The 20,092-nt window shown below is 47.9% G+C and carries 20 protein-coding genes and 5 tRNA genes; 14 read left to right on the forward strand and 11 right to left on the reverse strand.

Going from position 1 to position 20,092, the window contains the following annotated elements; all coding sequences use genetic code 11:
* Positions 1-68 precede the first annotated feature (68 nt).
* From Q0323_RS09365 to Q0323_RS09390, 6 genes are all read right to left on the reverse strand, one after another.
* Positions 69-153 (reverse strand) — tRNA-Leu (locus Q0323_RS09365).
* A gap of 49 nt (positions 154-202) precedes the next feature.
* Positions 203-279 (reverse strand) — tRNA-Arg (locus Q0323_RS09370).
* A 15-nt stretch (positions 280-294) separates the two neighbouring features.
* Positions 295-371: transfer RNA gene (locus Q0323_RS09375), tRNA-Arg, on the reverse strand.
* 6 nt (positions 372-377) lie between these two features.
* Positions 378-454, reverse strand: a tRNA-His gene (locus Q0323_RS09380).
* Between the two features lie 5 nt (positions 455-459).
* A tRNA-Pro gene (locus Q0323_RS09385) sits at positions 460-536 on the reverse strand.
* A 74-nt stretch (positions 537-610) separates the two neighbouring features.
* Entirely contained in the window at positions 611-1,240 is a 630-nt protein-coding gene (locus Q0323_RS09390; RefSeq protein WP_298053848.1) for a non-canonical purine NTP pyrophosphatase, read from the reverse strand.
* A gap of 104 nt (positions 1,241-1,344) precedes the next feature.
* Between Q0323_RS09390 and Q0323_RS09395 the strand changes: the two genes are divergently transcribed.
* The 4 genes from Q0323_RS09395 (at position 1,345) to Q0323_RS09410 (ending at position 6,083) form a co-directional block, all read left to right on the forward strand.
* Positions 1,345-2,643: an MFS transporter gene (locus Q0323_RS09395; protein ID WP_298053849.1), complete on the forward strand. Its 1,299-nt coding sequence runs from the start codon at positions 1,345-1,347 to the stop codon at positions 2,641-2,643.
* Positions 2,640-3,851, forward strand: coding sequence for a molybdopterin molybdotransferase MoeA (locus Q0323_RS09400; protein ID WP_298053851.1), 1,212 nt, complete (start codon positions 2,640-2,642; stop codon positions 3,849-3,851). The genes Q0323_RS09395 and Q0323_RS09400 overlap by 4 nt, the downstream gene beginning before the upstream one ends.
* A 344-nt stretch (positions 3,852-4,195) precedes the next feature.
* Positions 4,196-4,702, forward strand: coding sequence for a DNA-deoxyinosine glycosylase (locus Q0323_RS09405; RefSeq protein WP_298053855.1), 507 nt, complete (start codon positions 4,196-4,198; stop codon positions 4,700-4,702).
* 169 nt (positions 4,703-4,871) lie between these two features.
* Entirely contained in the window at positions 4,872-6,083 is a 1,212-nt protein-coding gene (locus tag Q0323_RS09410) for a toxin-antitoxin system YwqK family antitoxin (RefSeq protein ID WP_298053858.1), read from the forward strand.
* A gap of 1,370 nt (positions 6,084-7,453) precedes the next feature.
* Here the strand turns inward: Q0323_RS09410 and Q0323_RS09415 are convergent.
* From Q0323_RS09415 to Q0323_RS09430, 4 genes are read right to left on the reverse strand one after another with little or no spacing between them, the layout of a single operon-like run.
* Positions 7,454-8,185: a superoxide dismutase gene (locus Q0323_RS09415; RefSeq protein ID WP_298053861.1), complete on the reverse strand. Its 732-nt coding sequence runs from the start codon at positions 8,183-8,185 to the stop codon at positions 7,454-7,456.
* The gene (locus Q0323_RS09420; protein WP_005870938.1) at positions 8,185-8,358 is read right to left on the reverse strand and encodes a hypothetical protein; all 174 of its coding nucleotides are present in this window, start codon (positions 8,356-8,358) and stop codon (positions 8,185-8,187) included. Before Q0323_RS09420 ends, Q0323_RS09415 begins: the two co-directional genes overlap by 1 nt.
* Positions 8,351-10,465 carry a mechanosensitive ion channel family protein gene (locus Q0323_RS09425; RefSeq protein ID WP_298053864.1) on the reverse strand — a complete coding sequence of 705 codons (2,115 nt, stop codon included), beginning with the start codon at positions 10,463-10,465 and terminating at the stop codon, positions 8,351-8,353. The genes Q0323_RS09420 and Q0323_RS09425 overlap by 8 nt, the downstream gene beginning before the upstream one ends.
* Entirely contained in the window at positions 10,446-11,099 is a 654-nt protein-coding gene (locus tag Q0323_RS09430; protein WP_298053867.1) for a carbonic anhydrase, read from the reverse strand. The genes Q0323_RS09425 and Q0323_RS09430 overlap by 20 nt, the downstream gene beginning before the upstream one ends.
* Before the next feature lie 131 nt (positions 11,100-11,230).
* On the opposite strand from Q0323_RS09430, the gene Q0323_RS09435 reads away from it, so the two are divergent.
* From Q0323_RS09435 to Q0323_RS09460, 6 genes are all read left to right on the forward strand, one after another.
* The gene (locus Q0323_RS09435) at positions 11,231-11,926 is read left to right on the forward strand and encodes a Bax inhibitor-1/YccA family protein (protein WP_297880079.1); all 696 of its coding nucleotides are present in this window, start codon (positions 11,231-11,233) and stop codon (positions 11,924-11,926) included.
* 94 nt (positions 11,927-12,020) lie between these two features.
* Complete coding sequence (gene secG / locus Q0323_RS09440; protein WP_298053871.1) at positions 12,021-12,542, forward strand: preprotein translocase subunit SecG; 522 nt, start codon at positions 12,021-12,023, stop codon at positions 12,540-12,542.
* Positions 12,543-12,643: 101 nt separating this feature from the next.
* Entirely contained in the window at positions 12,644-13,201 is a 558-nt protein-coding gene (gene frr, locus Q0323_RS09445) for a ribosome recycling factor (protein WP_297895901.1), read from the forward strand.
* Between the two features lie 3 nt (positions 13,202-13,204).
* A complete protein-coding gene (gene pyrE, locus Q0323_RS09450) occupies positions 13,205-13,816 on the forward strand; it encodes an orotate phosphoribosyltransferase (protein WP_298053873.1) in 612 nt (203 codons plus the stop codon).
* A 103-nt stretch (positions 13,817-13,919) separates the two neighbouring features.
* Positions 13,920-14,345, forward strand: a complete 426-nt coding sequence (locus tag Q0323_RS09455; protein WP_298053876.1) for an RDD family protein — start codon at positions 13,920-13,922, stop codon at positions 14,343-14,345.
* Positions 14,342-14,905 (forward strand): ribonuclease HII, encoded by a 564-nt coding sequence (locus tag Q0323_RS09460; RefSeq protein ID WP_298053878.1) that lies wholly within the window; start codon positions 14,342-14,344, stop codon positions 14,903-14,905. The genes Q0323_RS09455 and Q0323_RS09460 overlap by 4 nt, the downstream gene beginning before the upstream one ends.
* Before the next feature lie 588 nt (positions 14,906-15,493).
* Here Q0323_RS09460 and Q0323_RS09465 read toward each other — a convergent pair.
* Positions 15,494-16,249 carry a hypothetical protein gene (locus Q0323_RS09465; protein WP_298053881.1) on the reverse strand — a complete coding sequence of 252 codons (756 nt, stop codon included), beginning with the start codon at positions 16,247-16,249 and terminating at the stop codon, positions 15,494-15,496.
* Positions 16,250-16,546: 297 nt separating this feature from the next.
* On the opposite strand from Q0323_RS09465, the gene Q0323_RS09470 reads away from it, so the two are divergent.
* The 4 genes from Q0323_RS09470 to Q0323_RS09485 all read left to right on the forward strand — a co-directional run bounded on the left by Q0323_RS09470 (position 16,547) and on the right by Q0323_RS09485 (position 19,970).
* Positions 16,547-17,266 (forward strand): TerC family protein, encoded by a 720-nt coding sequence (locus Q0323_RS09470; RefSeq protein ID WP_298053883.1) that lies wholly within the window; start codon positions 16,547-16,549, stop codon positions 17,264-17,266.
* Between the two features lie 35 nt (positions 17,267-17,301).
* Positions 17,302-17,619, forward strand: coding sequence for a hypothetical protein (locus tag Q0323_RS09475; protein WP_298053884.1), 318 nt, complete (start codon positions 17,302-17,304; stop codon positions 17,617-17,619).
* A 270-nt stretch (positions 17,620-17,889) separates the two neighbouring features.
* Positions 17,890-18,813, forward strand: a complete 924-nt coding sequence (locus tag Q0323_RS09480; RefSeq protein ID WP_298053887.1) for a hypothetical protein — start codon at positions 17,890-17,892, stop codon at positions 18,811-18,813.
* Positions 18,814-18,974: 161 nt separating this feature from the next.
* Complete coding sequence (locus Q0323_RS09485; RefSeq protein ID WP_298053889.1) at positions 18,975-19,970, forward strand: hypothetical protein; 996 nt, start codon at positions 18,975-18,977, stop codon at positions 19,968-19,970.
* The last annotated feature ends 122 nt before the right edge of the window (positions 19,971-20,092 follow it).

Consider the following 20,092-nt stretch of genomic DNA (forward strand, 5'->3'; position numbering starts at 1 on the left):
AACCAGCGACCAAGCGGTTAACAGCCGCCTACTCTACCGCTGAGCTAATCCGGAACGCGTAGAATGGATGGTGCGGATGAAAGGACTTGAACCTTCATGCCGTGAGGCGCCAGATCCTAAGTCTGGTGTGTCTGCCAATTTCACCACATCCGCAAAAAAGAAAGCGCATATTAGCCAAAAAGCTCTTAATATGAGCTTAATATGGTACGCCCAAGAGGATTCGAACCTCTGGCCTACGGCTTAGAAGGCCGTTGCTCTATCCAACTGAGCTATGAGCGCAAAATATCAAATCAGTGGTACGCTCGAAAGGAGTCGAACCTTCAACCTACAGATCCGAAGTCTGTTGCTCTATCCAATTGAGCTACGAGCGCATAAAGTGGGGTGAGTTGTGGGAATCGAACCCACGACCCTCAGGACCACAATCTGATGCTCTAACCTACTGAGCTAAACTCACCACAATGGTCGGAGCGAAAGGATTCGAACCTTCGACCCTCTGGTCCCAAACCAGATGCGCTACCAGCCTGCGCTACGCTCCGTAGATTTTCGTGGATTGAATGAAAAGCGTATTATATATATTTTTTCTTAAATTCCGCTTTTTGCGGCTTTAAATTTAATGAAATTTAACAAGTCGCATCTGTTTTTCTAAATTTTTTAATAAAATTTGCATCAGCGCTAGCCCCTTAGTGCGGTGCGAAATTTTAAATTTCACCGCAGCGGACAGCTCCCCGATCGTGCGGTAAAATCCGCGCGGAATAAACATAAAATCGTATCCGAATCCGTTTTGCCCACGCTGCTGTGTTATCGCCGTGCCGTGCATAAAGCCGTGCGTACAAAATTCGCCCAGAGCGCATTTTAGCGCGATCGCCGCGGTGTAATGCGCGGGCGAGGAGTCTAAATTTAAAGCTCTCAGCTCGCTTGCTAATTTATAGCGATTGCTCGCATCCGTTGCACCCGCTCCGCTAAAGCGCGCCGAAAATATCCCCGGAGCCCCGCCCAGCGCGTCCACGCAGATACCGCTATCATCGCTTAGCACGAAAAATTCGCTCTGCAAATTTTTACTTTTTAGCGCCTCATACACTGCGCGAACTTTAATAAGTGCGTTTTGTTTGAAGCTCGTGCCGCATTCGTCGATCTCAAAAGGATCCAGCACCTCGCCGAGCGCGTAAATTTCATATTCTGCGAAGAATTCTTTTATCTCTTTTACTTTATCCGCGTTGCTCGTCGCAAGTAAAATTTTCATCCGCTCTCCTTAAATTTAATGCGCCATTTTACCCAAAATCAAAGAATTCATTACGATTTTTGGCTATAATCGCCAGAAATTTTATACTTTTAAGGTTCACAACAATGCTAAAAAGCGTCCTGCCGCTTAGTTTTATAATCGCTACCAGATTTTTCGGGCTGTTTATACTGCTGCCGGTGCTCAGTCTCTACGCCCTTAGCCTGCGCGGCGCCAACGAAGATCTCATCGGCCTACTTTTTGGAATTTACGCCATTACGCAGATGATCCTGCAAACCCCGTTTGGGGTGCTAAGCGATAAGATCGGACGTAAAAAAACCCTTGCGATAGGGCTGGTGCTTTTTATCGTGGGCGCTTGCGTTTGCGCGGCGAGTGAGAGCATTTATACGATGATTTTTGGGCGCTTTTTGCAAGGCTGCGGTGCCGTAGGAGCCGTAGCTACCGCACTAATTAGCGATTTTACGCGAGAGGAAGAGCGCGGCAAGGCGATGGCGGTAATGGGCGCAATGATAGGCGTGAGCTTTGGTGTCGCAATGATTTTAAGTCCGCTTTTAAGCGCCAAATTTGGACTTGCCAGCCTATTTCATCTAAGTTCAGCGCTTACGCTTTTATGTTTGATGCTGCTTTTTTTCGTAGTACCTACCGAACCGCATATCCGCTCTCTGCGTCAAAAGGTCCCGCTCGGCTCACTTTTGAGTGACAAAAATTTAATGCTTATGAATTTAACGAATTTTTTTCAAAAAGCTTTCATGACGGCAGCGTTTTTTCTAATTCCAATTTTGCTCGTGCAAAAATTCGGGCTTTCCAAAAGTGATTTGACCAAAATTTATGCTCTAGGCGCGGTATTCGGCTTTACTGCGATGGGTGCGAGCGGCGCTTTAGGCGAAAAGCGCGCACTAGCTAAGCAAATTCTACTTATCGGCATCTGCTTTTTCATCGCTTCGTATTTGATTTTTGCGTTTGCTAGCGGGGCGAGCGCTTTCGTGGTGGGTGTGATGCTCTTTTTCGTGGGATTTAACGCGCATGAGCCCATTATGCAAAGCCTTGCGTCCAAATTTGCCAAAGTCGCTCAAAAAGGCGCCGCGCTTGGGATTTTTAATTCGTTCGGATTTTTTGGCAGTTTTTTGGGCGGGCTATGCGGCGGCGCACTTTTTGGCAAAATTGGTATCGAAGCGCTAGGCATTGGCGTCGCGGTTTTGGGTGTGATCTGGCTTGTGCTACTTTCTAGGCTGAGCGATCCAAAACTTTTTAAGAATTTATACTTTCCTAAAGGCGGCGATTTTTCCGCACTACAGGGCGTAAAGGGCATTATTGAAATTTACGAGACCGATGGCGAACTCGTTGTGAAATTTAACTCAAAACTGATAAATGAAGATCAAATTTATAAAATCGTAGGAGGCAAATGATGGAATTTGAAAAATTTGAAAGCGCGATGGAGCGCTTCGCAAACACGGTGCAAAAGTCCTCGCGCATCGAGAAGGTCGCGATCACGCAGGCGCTGGGGCGTATTTTGGCAAGCGATGTTGCAGCACCTTTTAGCACTCCGCGCCGCCCGACCGCCGCGATGGACGGCTACGCGCTAAAGGGCGCAGATCTAAGCGAAGGGGCAAAATTTAAGATCGTCGGCACGACGCCTGCAGGCAAGATGCCTGGCGCCGCGGCAAAGGCGGGCGAGTGCGTCAAAACCTTCACTGGTGGGCTAATGTGCGAGGGCAGCGACACGCTCTTGCCTATCGAAAACGTGCAGGTACAAGCAGGCGAGATCGTCGTCATAAAGCCTGTCGCGGCGGGCTTTGCCGTGCGCGCGGCGGGCGAGAGCTACCGCGAGGGCGAACTTTTGCTTAGAAGCGGCACGAAGCTCGGCTTTTCGCAGATCGCGCTGCTAGCAGAGCTTGGTCTATTTCACATAAGCGTATTCGTCCGCCCAAAAGTAGCGATCCTAGCCACAGGCAGCGAGATCAAGGATCTGGGCGAAAAACTCGAAAACGACGCTCAAATTTACAGCTCCAACCACATCGCGCTTGCAAATTTAGTAACGCAGCTAGGCTGCGAAGCGATGATAATGCCGATCGCGCGCGACGACGAAAAAGAGCTAGAAGGCGCGATCTTATCGGCCTTGCATAGCGCAGACATACTTCTAACCAGCGGCGGAGTGAGCGTTGGAGACTACGACTTCGTGCAAAGCACGCTACAATCAAAATTTGAGCTAATCGTAAAGGGCGCAGCGATCAAACCGGGCCGCCACGTGCGCGTAGCCAAAACCGGCGAAAAATATATCTTCGCGTTCCCCGGCTTCCCGCTCTCGGCGCTTATTACGTGCATTTTGTTTTTGCGCGTATATTTGCAAAGATCCTTCGGCGTGCACGAAAACACCGAATTTAGCGCAATCTTAGATCACGACTACGTAAAAAAGACGCCGTGGCTGGAGTTTATGCCTGCCGTTTTACAAAACAGAGAGGGGCGGCTTTTTGTTAGCCTGCAAAGTAAAAAGCAAGGCTCCAGCGCGATTTTAAACAATTTAGACGACGATAGCGTCCTGCTCGTAGCGCCGCTAGAGGTCAAAGAGCTCAAAAAAGGCGAGCTCGTGCGCGTAATCTCGGTACCTAAAATTTAGCGTGCAGCGGCTCGGAGACGGTTGCGGCGGCGGACGGAATTTTAACTGCCGCGAGGGTTAAAATTTTGCCGTCGCGAGGCACTAAATTTAGCCGCGAAAGCTCGGTTTAGGATTTACAAAGGCTGAAATTTAGACCCAAATCGCGTCGCGGCAGGCTCAGTAGGATTTTACCGCGCGCCGTATCAGAGCAAGCAGGCGCGCCGAAATCTTTGCCGCCGCGCAACTTCAGCTCTAAGTTGCTTTACGGGCGAAATTCGGGGATTTGCGAGAGATAAAGTAAAAATGAAAGATAAATTTTATAGCGCTCTAGCGGGCGTTTTCGGCGAATACAAAGCGGGTGTAAAATGAGCCAAACTCACCCTTTTAAACCGATTTTCGATGAGAATTCTAAAATTTTAATCCTCGGCTCCTTTCCCTCCGTCGTTTCTCGTAAATTTGGCTTTTACTACGCAAATCCGCAAAACCGCTTCTGGCGCGTGCTGGCGCAAATTTTAAACGCGCCGCCGCCTGCGAGTACGGACGAAAAGATAAAATTCCTGCTCGCCCGCGGCATCGCCATCTACGACGCTGCGATCTGCTGCGAGATAAAGGGCTCGAGCGACGCCAAAATGACCGCCGTCGTGCCTGCAAATTTGGAGCCGATCTTTAGCGGCGCGCGCATCGTACAAGTTTACGCAAACGGCAGCAGGGCGCACGAAATCTGCGAAAAATACCTAAAAACTCAAATTTTAAACGCGACCGGCAAAGAGCCCGTCAAGCTGCCGTCCACGAGCCCTGCGAATGCAAATTTTAATTTTGAAAGGCTGGTACGCGAGTGGACGATCGTCGCGGATATGTTAAAGCGCGCCTAAATTTAGCGCTCGGCTCCATTAAACAGCGCGCGCGAGGCTTACGGGTACGGCTTGCGCTCTGCCCGCATCATAAACCAAACCCACAGCCTAAACTCCGTGAGGATTTATCTAAAATTTAGCTTCAAATTTTAAAATTCTTCAAATTTAACCAAGCCAAAGGAAGCAAAATATGAAAACCTGCAAAGCCGCGCAAAATTCGCTCAATTTGAGCTTAAATTTAATGCGAAGTTTTATCTTTTCAAGCGCATTAAAGCTCCTGCTTCTGCTTCCGCTTTTGGCGCTAGGCGCGCAAGCTCTGGAGCCAAAAATCGTAATGCAACCCGAGCCGATCCTAAAAAACGGCCTGTATTTCGTAGCGGACAAGCCCTACAGCGGGACGCTCAAGGTACTGCATTATAGCGTCGAGGATCTCTACGACGTAAATTTTATGGGCGTCGTCTACCCCAGAGCAAAGCCGCTGCCGCCCACGCTTATCAGAGAGATCGACGTAAAGAACGGCACCGCGGTGCTTCAGCGCGATTACTTTGACGGCAGAGATAAGCCCTCAAACGAATATCCGCTAAAGGGCGGCCTATACGACGGCGTCGCGAAGAGCTACTACGCAGACGGCGGCGAGCTGAGATCGCAGAGCGAATACAAAGCCGGCAAGCGCGAGGGTTTTTACAAGCTGTATTATCAGGGAAGCGGCAAGCTAAAGCAGCAGGGCACGTATAAAGCGGATAGGCGCGAGGGCGTTTTCACCGACTACTACGAAAGCGGCGAAGTAAGCGCGCGCCATCCGTATAAGGGCGGGCTGCGAAACGGCAAGGACGTGGATTATTACAAAAGCGGCAAAGCGCGCGGCGTGCGAACATACAAAGCGGGCAAGCGCCAAGGCACGGAAAAATGGTATTACGAAAGCGGCGCACTAAAGCAGATGGGCGCATACAAGGATGACCGCAAACAGGGCGTTTGGAAGTTGTTTTACGAGGACGGTAAGACGCGCGTAGTAGAAAATTTCAAAGATGGCGAGCGTGACGGCGTCGTGCGCGAATACTACGAGGGCGGCGCGCTGCAGGGCGAATACGAGTTTGAGCGCGGCAGGCAAACGGGCACAAGTAAGCAATACTACGCAAGCGGCGCGCTTGCGGCGAAGGTAATGTTCAGAGATGGGCGTAAGCACGGGCTTTATGAAACATATCACGAAAACGGCGCACTCAAGGCCAGAGTCACGTTCAAGGATGGGCTCGAGACGGGCACGGCGAAGCACTACTACGCAGACGGAAAGCTCGAAGCCGAGGGCGAGTTTGAGCGCGGTAGGCTCGTGCGTGCCAAAAAATACGACGAAAGCGGCAAACTAATCAGCGACAAATCCGATAAAAACGGGCTAGCGAGGGAGTAAAGCGGGCTAAATTTTAAAATTTTGCGGGCTTGGAATTTTGAAAAGGCTTAAAAATTTTGAGTAGATGCGGCTTTGCGTTTTAACGAGCGTAGCTTCGCGTTTTCAGCACTCACGGCTTCGTACTTAAAGCGAGCGAGATTTTGCGTTTTAACGAGCGTAGCTTCGCGTTTTAAATAAATTTAGCTTTACCTTTCGAGCGAGCGTGGTTTTAAATTTTATTGAGTATGTCTTTGAATTTTAAGCAAGCGAGCCTTGGGCTTTTGGTTTTCGACACATATACCGCGCCGTCAAGTGGCGCCTTAACGGATTAAATTTTGTGCTTGTGAAGCGGCACGCTGCATTTCGAGCGAGTAAAATTCTACGCCGAGCGGCTTTACACGGCACGCGAATACGGCTCGGCGCTTTAATTAACGAAGTCTCGCACAGCGCAGCTCGCCGCGTAATTTGAGCTGATGCGGTTAAAACCCCACGCTGTATTTTGGCACACATAGCGCGCATGTATCGCCTGACGCGGCATAGCTTGGTTTCGATGCGGCTTGTTTTTTCCGCGTAACGAGCAACTTTGGCACGGTGCAAATTTTTAAAATTTAAAGCGAAATTTCAAGCCGAAACGACGCTAAAAATTTCAACTGCCAAAAAGTAAAATTTGATGATCAAATTTTGTTAAATTTAGACCGCGGTTCGCAAGTCGCAAGCCGTGCTATTCAGGCCCAAATTCAAATTCACCGCAACCTTGTCTTTGGCGCGGCAAATTTTATCTGGCTGATATTTTAAAATTTGCCGACCGCTTTACTAAACAAAATTTTACGAATAGGGCATGGGTGAACAAAGCAGGGATGCAGAGAGTGCCTCTGTATATAATTACGGAAGCAAAGAATGCGCTGCTTATTTCGGTATGAAAATTTCATGGGCTTATTGCAACTTTAAAATTTTGCAAGATGCTCGCTCGTAGCGTTAAATTTCAATACGCAGGTGGCAAAAATTTTAAGAAAGCAGAGCCATATAGAGCTAAATTTCGTATAGGAGTCCGTGCAACGCGGTATTTGCGCACAAGATATAAGCGCTGAAAAGAAGAAGCACTCGGAATTTGGCGCGTAACGAGCGGTGAACTATAGTCAAGCAAACTTCAAATTAAAAATCTTAAATTTTAATCCGTGGACGCTAAATGGGTTCAAAATCAAATTTACGTAAATTTAGTACGCGGCAAACCGACAAGCCGTGAGCGCTCGCAGAGCAACGCAGGCTATATGGCGCAGTATCCGTGCGGCAAAAGAAGCGTTGAAAGGCGGAGCTATTTGAAATTTAGAGCGCGGCGGGCATAGAGAACCGAAAATCCGCAGCGCTCGAAGCTGTGTAACGAAAGTCCAATTTTATCCGCAGCAGCCGCAATCGCAGCGCGAAGATGCGGCTGGATGAAGCTCGCCGATGTAGAGCTTCACGGAGCCAAGCCCTTGCTCTTTTACCCACGAATAGGCGTCGCTTGCGAAGCCGAAATCCGCAAAATGCAAGAAATTCTCCACGTAGGATTTGCGCGCATTTTGATAATCTATGTAGTAGGCGTGCTCCCAAAGATCGCAAGCTAAAAGCGGAATTTTGCCGCGTGCGATCGGGGTATCCGCGTTTTGCGTCGTGATGATTTCTAAATTTGTGCCGCGCTCGTCGCATATGAGCCAGCACCAGCCGCTGCCAAAAAGCCCCATCGCGCGCTTTAAAAACTCGCTTTTAAAATTTTCCATCCCGCCGAAAGCCTGCGCCAAAGCGTCCTCCAGCTCGCCACTAGGCTCGCTTGGCTGCGCGATGCAGTCGAAGTAAAAATCGTGGTTGTAAATTTCAGAGGCATTGTTAAAAATACGGCTAAAACCTAGGCAAATTTGATAAAGCTTTGAAATTTGCGAAAACTCGCACTCCTCTCCGCGAGCCTCCTTGAACGACTGCGTGATGATCGTAAAAAGATCCGCGTTTTGTATCGGCGTATCCGCAATGTCTCGATTTAGGGCGGAGACATAGTCCTCGCAAAGCCCGCCGTGATGAAATTTCAAACTCTGCAAGCTCGCGATTTTATTCGTGCGCGGATCAAAAGGCAGCGCCCTGGATCTAAACACTAATAATCCTCGCTGTCCAAATCGCTATAATCGTTAAAACCGTCGTCGTCTTCGTAGCTGTAATCATCCTCGTCGTAGTTGTAGTTGTAACTCTCGTCACCTCCGATTAAATCATCGTCCTCATATTCGTCCTCATCGAACTCTTCGTCTTCGAAGTCATCGAAATCAGCCATTTTGCTCTCCTTTGTCGTTGGAATTTACTTTTGATTTTACGCATTCGCTTGCTATTTCCGGGATATTTTCGATATAAACGCTCTGCGATGGGAAGGCAAACGATAGTCCGTTTTGCTCCACGATCTCCATTATTTTAAATAAAACATCCTCTTTAGTTTGGATGAAATTTGCCCATATTACGGTTTTTGTGAAGCAGTAAACTAAAATATTAATAGACGAATCGCCAAAGCTATCTAACGCCACGAACATAGTGCTTTTATAGCCCGCTAAATCGTCGATAGAGACCATATTTTGTCTATAGCGCATACGAAAATCTTTAGAATTTAATGCTGTATCTGCAGATTGAGCGATGCCCGGGTGAGATTTTAGCATCTCTTTGATATCGTTTACGCACTTTCGCAGTTGAGCCGTGCTCGCGCCGTATTCGACGCCTACGGTAAGCTTTAAATTCCGTCCTACCTTCCTGCGGCTCCAGTTTTTGATATTTTGCGCCATTATGTTGGAATTCGGCACAAAAACAAGAGCGTTATCAAAGGTCCTGATCGTCGTCTTTCTAAAGCCCGTTTCTACGACGTTTCCTTCTATGTCTCCTAATACGACCCAATCTCCTTGCGAGAACGAGTTATCGAATAATAACATCACGGATGAGAAGAAATTTGCGATGATGTCCTTGGTCGCAAACGCGATCGCAAGTCCGCCGATTCCAAGCGATGCCATAAGCGCTGAGATGTCAAAGCCCAGACGCTTTAGTACCAAAAGTGCGGCGATGATGATTACGATGACATATAGAATTTTAACGACTAGATTTATGATGTCTTTTCTGACGCCTTTTTTCGTGATGTTTCCAAGCACGACAATGCCGTAACCATCAATGATTTCAATGATGAGCCATGCCCAAAGTACCACGTAAACGATCGAGAATAAATTTGCAAATTTTATCGGCACAGGCGCTGGATAATAAAAGATACTAAGACAGATATCAACCGAATAAGCGATCAGCAAAATACCCATCGGACGCTTGATAATGCCCACTACTTGCGTTTTTAGAGTTTCGCTATCTAGTGAAAAGCTTTTATTGAAGAATTTAAACACGAAATAGATGATGTTGGCAAGTAGCCTGCGAAGCGAGTAGAAAAATAGCGTAATCAGCGTGATTAGAATGAGCTTGCCGAAATTTACGTGGCTGAGCTTAAACGGAATTTTATCGTTGATATAATCGATCACCGATTTAAAATTTAAGCTCGTAAAAACCACGCTGCTTGCGAGTAGATCGCTATTTCGCGATAGATACGTAAGCACCTCGTCGTAGGTCTGCTTGTCGTTTTTCAAATCGTTGATTTTAGACTCTAAGGCGTCTATCTGCTCTTGACTGCTTAGATTATTTTTCAAATCATTAAGTTTGCTAAAATCCCTAGTTTGGATATTTAGTAGCGTGCTACTTAGCTCGCTTTCAAGCGCGCTTCTGCTTGCGCCGTTTACAAACATATCCTCAATTTTCATAAGCGAGGTATAAAAGATCTCTGCCATCTCCATCTTTTCTAAATCCGCGCTTGCATTTACGTATTCGGGAGAGCTCTGCTTTTTGGCGTATTTTTTTAGCGTAGTTTGGATATTCTTTTTATTTTGCGCATACGACATTATGCTTTCGATATCCATATCCTGCTGCGTAATCGCAAAAGGTAGGCGATCAAAGAGCTTAGCTTTATTGCGATCGATGGCGTCTAGCTCGTTTTTGCTCGCGTTGGCATCGCCGCCGTTAAGCAGGGAGCTGCGCTGCAAATTTAGCTTTTTAATCTCTTTGATTACAGAGATAAGCGTCTCGCCGTTAGGAGCTTTTTTCTGCGAAGTCTCCGTTTTAGCAACCTTTTCTGCGATCATATTTATTACTTCAGTTTTATTACCATCCTCTGCACCGAGAGATTTGGATAAAATTTTAGCGACCTCTTTTTTGATCTCGGTTTTGTTGTTTTCTAAAGTAAGATTTGCCTCTGGAGTAGAAGAATTCGTCTCTACAAAGCTTCCCTCACCGGTCGTGTTGAGGTCTGCAAACGCTAAAGCGGCGCTAAAAAGACTAATCGTTAAAAAGCTAATTATAGATTTTTTCATAATCCATTCCCTTATTTAATAGCGTAAAATGCGCGCCTTCGTCGTCGTAGTTGAATAGCTCGCCCGTTTCGATGACGTAGTGCCAGCCGTAAATTTTAATCTCGCCGTTTTTGTAGGCGTCTTTGATGCCAGGAAAGCTAAGTAAATTTTGCATGGAATTTATAATATTTAGCCGCTCGGTGATCCACTCGCGCTTGTCGGTGCCGAGATCTTTGAGTTTTTCGACCTCGTCTTTTACAGGCTGCATTAAATTTAGCCAGCGCCTTACGTTTGGAATTTTTTCGAGCTTTTTTGCGTCGTAAAATAGCGCAGCGCAGCCACCGCAGTTGCTGTGCCCACAAACGATGATATTTTTGATTTTTAGCGAATACAGCGCGTATTCAATCGCTGAGGTAGTCGCTAAAAATTCCTCGCTAATGCGGTATGGAGGAACGACGTTTGCGATATTTCGTACGACGAAAAGCTCTCCTGGAAGCGTCGAGGTAATTAGGCTTGGCACCACGCGCGAGTCGGAGCAGCCGATAAAAAGTGTGTGGGGCTTTTGATGATTTGCCAGACTCCCGAAAAGCTCGGCATGCTCGGCAAAATTTTCTTCCATAAATTTAATAGCTCCATTTATTAACTGGCTGGGCATACTTTCTCCTTAAAAAAGTCGGGAATTATATATTACTTTCATAAATAGATAGAATTCTAGGAATTTTTAATTATATATTTACCAAATTTTCGCTAAACTCCCCGCTCATAAATCAAAAGAAGGAGAAAAATATGAGTCTATACGACAGACGAAATTACGCGGACGGCTATGAACTATCGGACGCGTCACTGGAACAAGGACGAATCTCTCAGACCATTAAACAAACCTACGCGCTTCTAACCGCTTCGATGATAGCTGCGGCGGCAGGGGCTTTTGTGGCGATGAGTTTCGGCGTGAGCTTGGCTCTTCATCCGATTTTATATCTGGTAGTTTTAATGGGGCTGATCTTCGGTATGCAAGCAGCTGTAAATCGCGGCGCCAACACGATCGCGCTAGTTTTGCTTTTTGCATTTACTTTTATTACCGGTCTTACTCTAGGTAAATTGATCGCTATTTATATCGCAGCAGGCGCTGGAGATGTAGTAACGCATGCGTTTGTGGCTACGGCGATTACTTTCGGTGCTCTTACCGTTTATGCGATGAATACAAAGACAAATTTCGACTCTTGGGGCAAGCCGCTATTGGTATCGCTTGTGGCTATTATCGTGCTAAGCCTTTTGAACTACTTCTTTTTCAAAAGCACCGTGCTTGATATAGCGATTTCAGCTTTTTCGGCTTTAATCTTTTCGATGTATATCATCTACGATACTAAAAATATTATAAACGGCACCTACACTTCACCGATAATGGCTGCCGTAGATATGTATCTAAACATCTACAACCTCTTCCTTTCGCTGCTAAGAATTTTCGGCGCAAGTAGAGACTAAATTTTACGCACCGCTTCGTGCGGTGCACTCTTAACTTAAAATTTATAAATCTTTTATTATAATCGCAAATTCAATTTTTTCAAAAGGTTTTATAGTGACTACGTTATTTTTAGTTTTACAAGTCGTCTTCGCCGTGATAATTACGATCTCCGTTCTGCTGCAAAAGAGCTCTTCTATTGGGCTTGGCGCATACAGCGGAAGCAACGAAAGCTTATTCGGAGCGAAGGGTCCGGCGGGGTTTTTAGCTAAATTTACCGCCGCAATGGGAATTCTATTTGTGATAAATACACTGGTGCTTGCGTATTTCTATCAGCAAGATGCTAAATCTTCCGTAGTCGATCGCGTAAAGATCGAAGCAAATGCTACTAAATCCGTGCCAAACGCTGTCCCTGGCGTGCCATCCATACCTGCTTCTGGTGCAAAGCCTAATTTCGCTCCGGCAAGCACCGAGTCAAATTCCATAATTAGCGGCGAGAGCAATGCGACGGATACGAAAATCGAAGCGCCAGCAGCTCCTGCGACCGGCACTACCGCAGCTAGCGCACCTGCTCGGTCGCAAGCATCAAGCGATACCAATGCCAGCGCTGCTTCCGCAGATCAAAACACAACCAAATAAACTCTAAATTTTAAAATTTAAAAGCGCAAAATCCGCGCTTTTAAATGCTATTCTTATTTTTTTAACGCTATAATTTCGCAAATTTTATTTAAAGGATTTGAATGCTAGAAGCTATCTACAAAGAGCAAAGAGCAAACGGCGATCGAGCTATCGAGGCTTTGAAAAAGGACTTTACGACGCTACGCACCGGCAAGGTAAGCGTGGCGATCCTGGATCATATTTTCGTGGATTATTACGGCTCGCAGACTCCGCTAAATCAGGTCGCGACCGTCCTTTCGACCGATGCAGTAACGATTTCGATCACGCCGTGGGAAAAACCGATGCTAAAGGCGATCGAAAGCGCGATCGCAGCGGCGAATATCGGCGTAAACCCAACTAATGACGGCGAGAGCGTGAAGCTGTTTTTTCCGCCGATGACGGTCGAGCAACGCCAAGAAAACGCTAAAAAAGCAAAAGCAATGGGCGAGAAGGCCAAAATCGGCATTCGCAACGTCCGCAAAGACGCTAACGACGAGATCAAAAAGCTCGAAAAAGACAAAGCGATCTCCGAAGACGACGCCAAAAAGGGCTATGACGAGGTGCAAAAGATCACCGACTCTTACTCAAGTAAAATCGACGACGCAGTTAAGGCCAAAGAAGCCGAGCTTTTGAAGGTCTGAGCTGTGAATATAGAAAAAATCTATCGCGACTGCGGCGCATATTTGCGAGGGCATTTTCTACTTTCAAGCGGCAACCATTCGGAATTCTATCTGCAAAGTGCCAAAGTACTTGAAGATCCGCAGCTAGCAGGGCAGCTCGCAGACGAGCTCGCCGCCGTTATTAAAAGGGCGGGGGTGGAGTTTGACAGCGTCTGCTCGCCCGCGCTGGGCGGAATTTTAGCGGGCTACGAGCTAGCTCGAGCGGCAAAAAAACGCTTCATCTTTACCGAGCGCGTAGATCGCGTGATGAGCCTGCGCCGCGGCTTTGAAGTGCATAAGGGCGAGAGATTTATCGTCTGCGACGATATCATCACGACGGGCGGCTCGGCTCTTGAGAGCGTAAAGCTCATCGAAGACCTCGGCGGAGAGGTCGTGGGCTTTGCCGCGCTTGCCAATCGCGGATTTTGTAAGGTCGCAAATTTAGCGGGCAGCGATGCAAAGGGCGGTGCCAAGCTGCCCGCGGATAAGCCGTTTTTTGCGCTAGGCAATTTCGAGTTTGAAATTTACGAGCCTGCGACCTGCCCGCTTTGTGCTACCGGAAGCAAGGCGATCAAGCCCGGTAGTCGCGGAAACTAGGCGCCGATTTGCTGCTAACAAACCGCAACGAGATTAAATTTTATCCTCTAGGCTCTAAATTTAGCGCGCCGGAATTTTAAAATTTAATCCAAAACGAAGCAAAATGGCAAAACAAAAAGCTAAAATTTCACCGATTTTTCTGCGTGTAAAGGCCTTCATCGTCGATCTTTTCATCATCGCGATGCCCCTATTCTACGGCGTTACCTATCTCGTCTTGGGTTCAAAGGAAGCTCTGTGGCGCAACCAAGCCGCGATCGCGCTTATCTGGCTCGCGTACGGCGCGATTTGCGCGGCATTTTACGCTCGCAGCGCCCAGACGCCGGGCTACAAGCTCGCGGGGCTTTACCTCATCGACGTTCGCAGCGGGCGCAAAGTAAGCTTCTTTAGAGCCTTAGCGCGCTTTGGATGCTTCGTGCTTGCGGGCTTTAGCGTCATCGGGCTTTTGATCTGCTTCTTTCGCAAAGATAGGCTGAACTTACACGACCTGCTAAGCGGGGCTGCGCCAGTCGTGCGAAAGGACGCGCAGTGAGCGGGCAGATTTGCGGTATCGACGAGGCAGGGCGCGGCTGTCTTGCAGGACCGCTTTGCGTCGCTGGTTGCGTCTTGCAGCGCGAGATCGCGGGACTTGCCGATAGCAAAAAGCTAAGCGAGAAGCGCCGCGAGGAGCTTTACGCCCAGATCACCAAAAACTCGCGCTATAAAATCGTCGAAATTTCAAGCGCACAGGTCGATGAGGCGGGCCTAAGCTCGTGTCTAAGATCGGCGCTTGAGCAGATTCTCGCGTATTTTATGGGTTTTAGCGGACAGATCATCTACGACGGTAACGCAAACTTCGGCGTACGCGGGCTTCAGACGCTCGTAAAGGCCGACGCTCAAATCGCCGAAGTAAGCGCGGCGAGCATCCTCGCCAAGGTCACGCGCGACCGCACGATGTATGAGCTCGCGCAGCGCTACCCGCAATACGGTTTCGCGCAAAACAAAGGCTATGGTTCGCGCGCACACATCGCGGCGATCGAGCAGTACGGGCTCACGCCTTTTCACCGCGCAAGCTACAAGATCAAATCGCTGCAACCCTCGCTGTTTGATTAACGCGGCAGCAAGCTTGCTTGATCAGCGAGGAAAAACCGCCGATTTCGGTTGATATTTTGGACGGTACAAAACTAATATCCAAAGACGAAGTGCGCTGATTTAGACTGATACTCCGTCGGAAAACGGCGCCGAAACTCATACTCGAAGGCACAAACTTCCAATTTTGGTTAATACGGCGAGTCGCTAGTTTCGGCGGGCAGAATACGCTTTTTGGCTAGCTAGCAAGAAATTTAATAGCCCACAGCCTGCGCTCTCGGCTATAGTCTACTCTTGCGCTGTTTACAGGAATTTTAATCCGTACTTTTGTATCTCGTAAGAGTCCGTACAAGGTCGAATTTTATCTAAAACCTCAAGCTCGGCTCGCTAGCTTATCCGCGCCGCGCGGTATGTTGAATAAAATTTAAAATTTCGCGCAGCGAAAATTCAGCCCCCGCGCCGCAATGAAGCTAAAATTTAAATTTAGCCTTGGCGACGAGAAGGCATCGTGCTTTAAATTTAAAACCGCGCGCAAAATTTTGGATGAAATTTTGATATAAAAAGGCGGCTAAATTTTAAAATTTTATCAAATTTAGCTGCTAGTTCAGGCGCTTATTGCCTTTCGTAGAAGCCCGTAAGAATCTTTTTTGAGCTTATTCTATTATTGGAATCTTCTTTGCCGTCTTGGGTAAATTTAAATTTATCGGATAAACTCACGCTCTTGTCGGCATTTACCACAAAATTTAGCTCAATCGTGGAGGATGATAGCTTTGCCGCTTTTCCTAGCTGCGCTTTTTCTTGTTCGGGCGTTAGTTGCGACAAATAAGCGGCTTCTTTCAAAAACATCGTAATCTCACCCATAGAATTTGTTTTGTTAATTCTAGAATCGCCGGGCTTTAGTATTTCATCTTTTAACGTATCGTCACAATCAACTAGCATTTTTTGATCGTCATAATCTATTTTCCCTTTAGTCTTGAGCGTTTCTTGAAATTTCGCATTGTTTATTTTGCAATGCTCGTTCGCTATCTTAAGCAGATCTTGCTTATCATAAGTCTTTCCTCCACAAAAGATCATGGCACTATCTAAAATACGGCTCAACATATCTTGCTCGCGCTTTTTATTTGATTCTATAATATTTGCCAGTACTTTCTCCATATTCAGGTCGCAAACCATTTTGACCGTCTTTAATCCGCCGTTTTCCTCTTTGCTCCACGTGATATTTTTACACATTTTCGAGCCCTCGATCGCCGTGCCGATACTCATCGACTTAAAATCGGGCAGAGTATAGTTTTTCACGAGCTCTACTTCGTCTGCGCCGCATCCTGTTAAAATCAATGTCGCAAGCGCGACACTTAGTGCATATTTCATCTTCGCTCCTTTGAGATAAATTCTGAAAATAATGCTACCCCCCCCCCTGCTTAAAAACGTATAAATTTAGAGCCTAAATTTTAAAATTTCGCCGCCAAAATTCTACGCTCTTAATCTACGAAATTCCGCGCGCCGCAATTTTGCCACGATAAATTTGCGGTAAAATTCCAAGATAAACCGTCCGCATCGCATCGCCGAAATTCCCCGCGCAGTTTCGCACACGAAGGCGGTAAAATTTAGAAATTTTAACCAAACTTTCGCTATCATCACGGCTTAAATTTCACCCAAAGGAAACCGATGTTTGAATGGATCGCCTCACCTGAGGCATGGATCAGCCTGGCGACGCTCACGGGGCTTGAGATCGTGCTTGGCATCGACAATATCATCTTTATCGCGATTTTGTGCGGCCGCCTGCCCGAGGCGCAGCGCGGGCGCGCCCGTATAATGGGGCTCGCGCTTGCGATGTTCACGCGCATACTGCTACTTCTTAGCCTAAGCTGGATCATGGGGCTAACTAAGCCGCTATTTAGCGTGCTTGCGCGCGATTTTAGCGGACGCGACCTCGTGCTGATTGGCGGCGGATTGTTTCTACTCGTCAAATCCACGCTCGAGATCCACTCCAGCGCTACGGGCGAGGCACACGAGCGCAGCGCTAGCAGCGGCAAGGCAAGCTTCGGCGGCACGCTCGTGCAGATCGCCGTTTTGGACATTATCTTTTCACTCGACAGCGTCATCACCGCCGTGGGCATGGCGCAGCACCTACCCGTGATGATCCTCGCAGTGATCATCGCCGTGGGCGTGATGATGCTCGCTAGCAGCGCGATCGCGCGCTTCGTGGACACAAACCCGACGATCAAAATTTTAGCGCTTGCATTTTTGATTTTGGTGGGCGTCTCGCTGATCGCCGACGGCCTGGGCTTTCACATACCTAAGGGCTACATCTACTTCTCGATGGCGTTTTCGCTGCTTGTTGAGCTCATCAATATCCAGATCCGCAAAAAATCCGCCGCGAAATAGGAGGAACGGAATTTTGCGAGATCTCAAAGGCACGCATGAGGTTTGCTAAATTTCTTTCGCCGCTACGTATCAAGCTTGCTCGCGGCACGGCCAGGGATTTGAAGCTACAGCCCGCGGCTGCAGGTGCGGCTAAATTTAGCTTTACGCTGGAGGGCTTGCGCTTTGCGGGAAATTTAGACTTAAAAAGAGACGGACTTTATCTGCCGATACGCGAGGGCGACGAGCTGGCGGTGATATATGAGGCTTCAAGCTCAAATTCCAGCCGCGAAGCTTTGAGAGGCTTAAATTCCGATCGCGAGGCTTTAAGCGGCGTAGGTTTAAGCGGCGAAAATTCCGAGCCACGCTCTAGCTGAGAAACTCCAAGTAGCGGAAATTCCGCTGCCGCAAATTCAAACCGCGACGCATATAGCGATACGGCGGCAAGTGCGCGCCAAAATTCTACAGCATCTGATTTATCGGACAAAGATCGCAGCGGCATAAATTCCGCCGCTTTGGGTTTGATCCGCGAAGGCTTTAACGAGCAGGCGAACGCTAATACGGAACTTTATACTTCGAGTTTGAATTGCAAAGATTTAAGCGGCTCCACCTCTTTAAATTCTACCCGCGAGAGCCGTGGCGGCGCTTTGTCAAACTCCACTGCCTCCGCCCTTCCGCTAGATTTCGTTAATCTAAGCTTAGGCGCGCAGCGCTGGAAGGACGCCGGTAGCACGGCACTTGCCGCGATATTCGCAGCCTTCGGCGTAGTGCTAGCCGCGATGAGCATCTACTGCATAATCTTTATTTTTGAAAAGAGCGATCCTGCGGTGGCGATAGCCCTGCCCGTCCTCGCGCCTTTTGCGTATTGCAGCTTTAGATTTATGCGAAGAGACTGGCGCGCCGCAAAGTTCGGACGCATATTCGCAGCGCTTCCGCACTCCAAAGAGCCCAAGCGAAGCGGCGAAGCGGAGGGCTGTGCTAGCGGCGTGCGCGTGCTAAAAGGCGATGACGTTTATTATTTTGGCTTCGCGCTGGACGGAGTGTATTTATCGGGCGATAGCAAGCTGCAGATCGTTTCCGACGGGATACTCACAGATCAAAATTTAGCGGAGCTTGTGGACGGCGAAAATTCTGCGGAATTTAAGAATTTAAACGCAGAAAATTCTACGAGCGTTAAGAATTTTGCGAAATCAGCGAATTCTACAAGCTCTGTAAATTCTACTAGCGTAGCAAATTCTATAAATTCCGCCAGCTTCGCCGAAGCCGCGGCACCCGCCAATACAAAGGACGCCCCGCAGAGCTTCGAGCTGCAAAACGGTGATATTCTCCGCGCCCGCTACAAAGACTACCGCGTAAGCGGACTGTGGAACCAAAACCGCAGCACCGAGCTAGGCGATACGCGCAGCGGACTTCGGCGCGTAGCGGATTTTATCGCGAGCGTGGCGCTACAAATAGGTCTGCGTCTAGGCGGCGCGCTCGTGTTGACGCGGCTCGGCGATCACATCGGCGGCTCCTTCGGCAACGCTCTAAGCTTCATCGGATTTTTGCTGCTGCTTAGCCTTATGCTTTGAAGGGAGAATTTCAAGCGACAGCCTCGCGGAATTTTGCAACTTCAAGGAATTTCAAATTTCGCAATTTCATAGAATTTCGCAGCGAGCGGATTCGGGTTTTAAATTGAGGGCGCAAATTTGCGCTATAATCTATCGAAAATCAAAGATTTAAAGGATGCGACTTGAAAATTTTAATCTCGTTTTTGTGCTTATTAAGCTTCATGTTCGCCGAGGCAGCGCCCGCTTTGGCAGGAGGTGCAAACAGCGCTCAAAAAGATCAAAGCCTAGAAATTTTAACCGCAAATTTAAGCACGGCGCTTCAGGAGATTGACGAAGCCGGGCATCGCCCCGATGGTACGCCTTGCGAGAGCATCGTTAGGTTAAGGGCTGCGTTTATGGAGTTTTTGCAAAGCGCGGGCGAGAGCGCTCCGCAAATTTTAAAATCCTTGAGGTTCGCCCCGAATATGGCGATCTCGCAGGACGGCAAGTTTCGGGCATATTCGGTAGATATCAGCACCGGCGGCACGATGGGCGCGAGCTACGTAGCGTATCAATACGCAAGCGGCGGGCAGAATTTCATTATGGATTTTGCGGACAAGGGTGCGCAGCAGCTGCAAAACTGCGTCATTGGCGGCAGGCGGGATTGCGACTGCGGCGAATGGGCGCTTGATACCGCATGGGGTGGCGAGCGAGTGATAAAAATTTTTAAAGTTAAAGAAAATCTATATCTAGTTTACGGAGTATCAAAAGGCTCTAGCAAACTCGCAAGCGATAAGCTTAAGGCGGTAGAAGCAAGCGAAACGGGTATAAAAATGGCTGATATATTTCATTACGTCCGCTCATGCGGCGCAGATTGCGACTGCTCTAAGATGAGCTCTTTGGCGCCGCACGACTCCGCTCGCTTCGGCATAGAATATGATTTTTTCTCATACTTAGACGGCAGCGACGAGATAAAGAGCAAATACGCTAAAAAGACGTTTTTGACCTTTGAAAACGGCGCGTTGGGCGCTCTTAAGGTAAAATCTAGCGACAAATACCCTGACGGCGAGCTAATCAATGAATATAGATATTTTAAATTTGACGGCGAAAAATTTACGATAGAGAGTAAAATAACTCATTGCGAGCACGGTAAAATTATAGAGGAGTTGGCCGCGCCCTCTAGCGCGCAGGGGCTTTGATGGGTACCGCGATACTTGGCGGGTGCGCTAAATTTTAAGGCGCGGCAAAATTTCAAATTTTAGGCACATAAGATTTCGGCTGCGAAATTTTAAAATTCTAAATTTTGAAGCGTAGAATTTCA

Origin of the sequence: uncultured Campylobacter sp., assembly GCF_938030145.1 — a bacterium.
Lineage (GTDB): Bacteria > Campylobacterota > Campylobacteria > Campylobacterales > Campylobacteraceae > Campylobacter_B.

What these genes read in the sequence shown, in the direction of transcription:
- Q0323_RS09435 (WP_297880079.1), top strand. Translation starts at nt 11,231, where the DNA reads ATGAGTCTATACGACAGACGAAATTACGCGGACGGCTATGAACTATCG.
- frr (WP_297895901.1), top strand. Translation starts at nt 12,644, where the DNA reads ATGCTAGAAGCTATCTACAAAGAGCAAAGAGCAAACGGCGATCGAGCT.
- Q0323_RS09410 (WP_298053858.1), top strand. Translation starts at nt 4,872, where the DNA reads ATGAAAACCTGCAAAGCCGCGCAAAATTCGCTCAATTTGAGCTTAAAT.
- Q0323_RS09405 (WP_298053855.1), top strand. Translation starts at nt 4,196, where the DNA reads ATGAGCCAAACTCACCCTTTTAAACCGATTTTCGATGAGAATTCTAAA.
- Q0323_RS09430 (WP_298053867.1), bottom strand. Translation starts at nt 11,099, where the DNA reads ATGCCCAGCCAGTTAATAAATGGAGCTATTAAATTTATGGAAGAAAAT.
- Q0323_RS09470 (WP_298053883.1), top strand. Translation starts at nt 16,547, where the DNA reads ATGTTTGAATGGATCGCCTCACCTGAGGCATGGATCAGCCTGGCGACG.
- Q0323_RS09390 (WP_298053848.1), bottom strand. Translation starts at nt 1,240, where the DNA reads ATGAAAATTTTACTTGCGACGAGCAACGCGGATAAAGTAAAAGAGATA.
- Q0323_RS09465 (WP_298053881.1), bottom strand. Translation starts at nt 16,249, where the DNA reads ATGAAATATGCACTAAGTGTCGCGCTTGCGACATTGATTTTAACAGGA.
- Q0323_RS09400 (WP_298053851.1), top strand. Translation starts at nt 2,640, where the DNA reads ATGATGGAATTTGAAAAATTTGAAAGCGCGATGGAGCGCTTCGCAAAC.
- Q0323_RS09395 (WP_298053849.1), top strand. Translation starts at nt 1,345, where the DNA reads ATGCTAAAAAGCGTCCTGCCGCTTAGTTTTATAATCGCTACCAGATTT.
- Q0323_RS09425 (WP_298053864.1), bottom strand. Translation starts at nt 10,465, where the DNA reads ATGAAAAAATCTATAATTAGCTTTTTAACGATTAGTCTTTTTAGCGCC.
- Q0323_RS09475 (WP_298053884.1), top strand. Translation starts at nt 17,302, where the DNA reads ATGAGGTTTGCTAAATTTCTTTCGCCGCTACGTATCAAGCTTGCTCGC.
- Q0323_RS09420 (WP_005870938.1), bottom strand. Translation starts at nt 8,358, where the DNA reads ATGGCTGATTTCGATGACTTCGAAGACGAAGAGTTCGATGAGGACGAA.
- Q0323_RS09455 (WP_298053876.1), top strand. Translation starts at nt 13,920, where the DNA reads ATGGCAAAACAAAAAGCTAAAATTTCACCGATTTTTCTGCGTGTAAAG.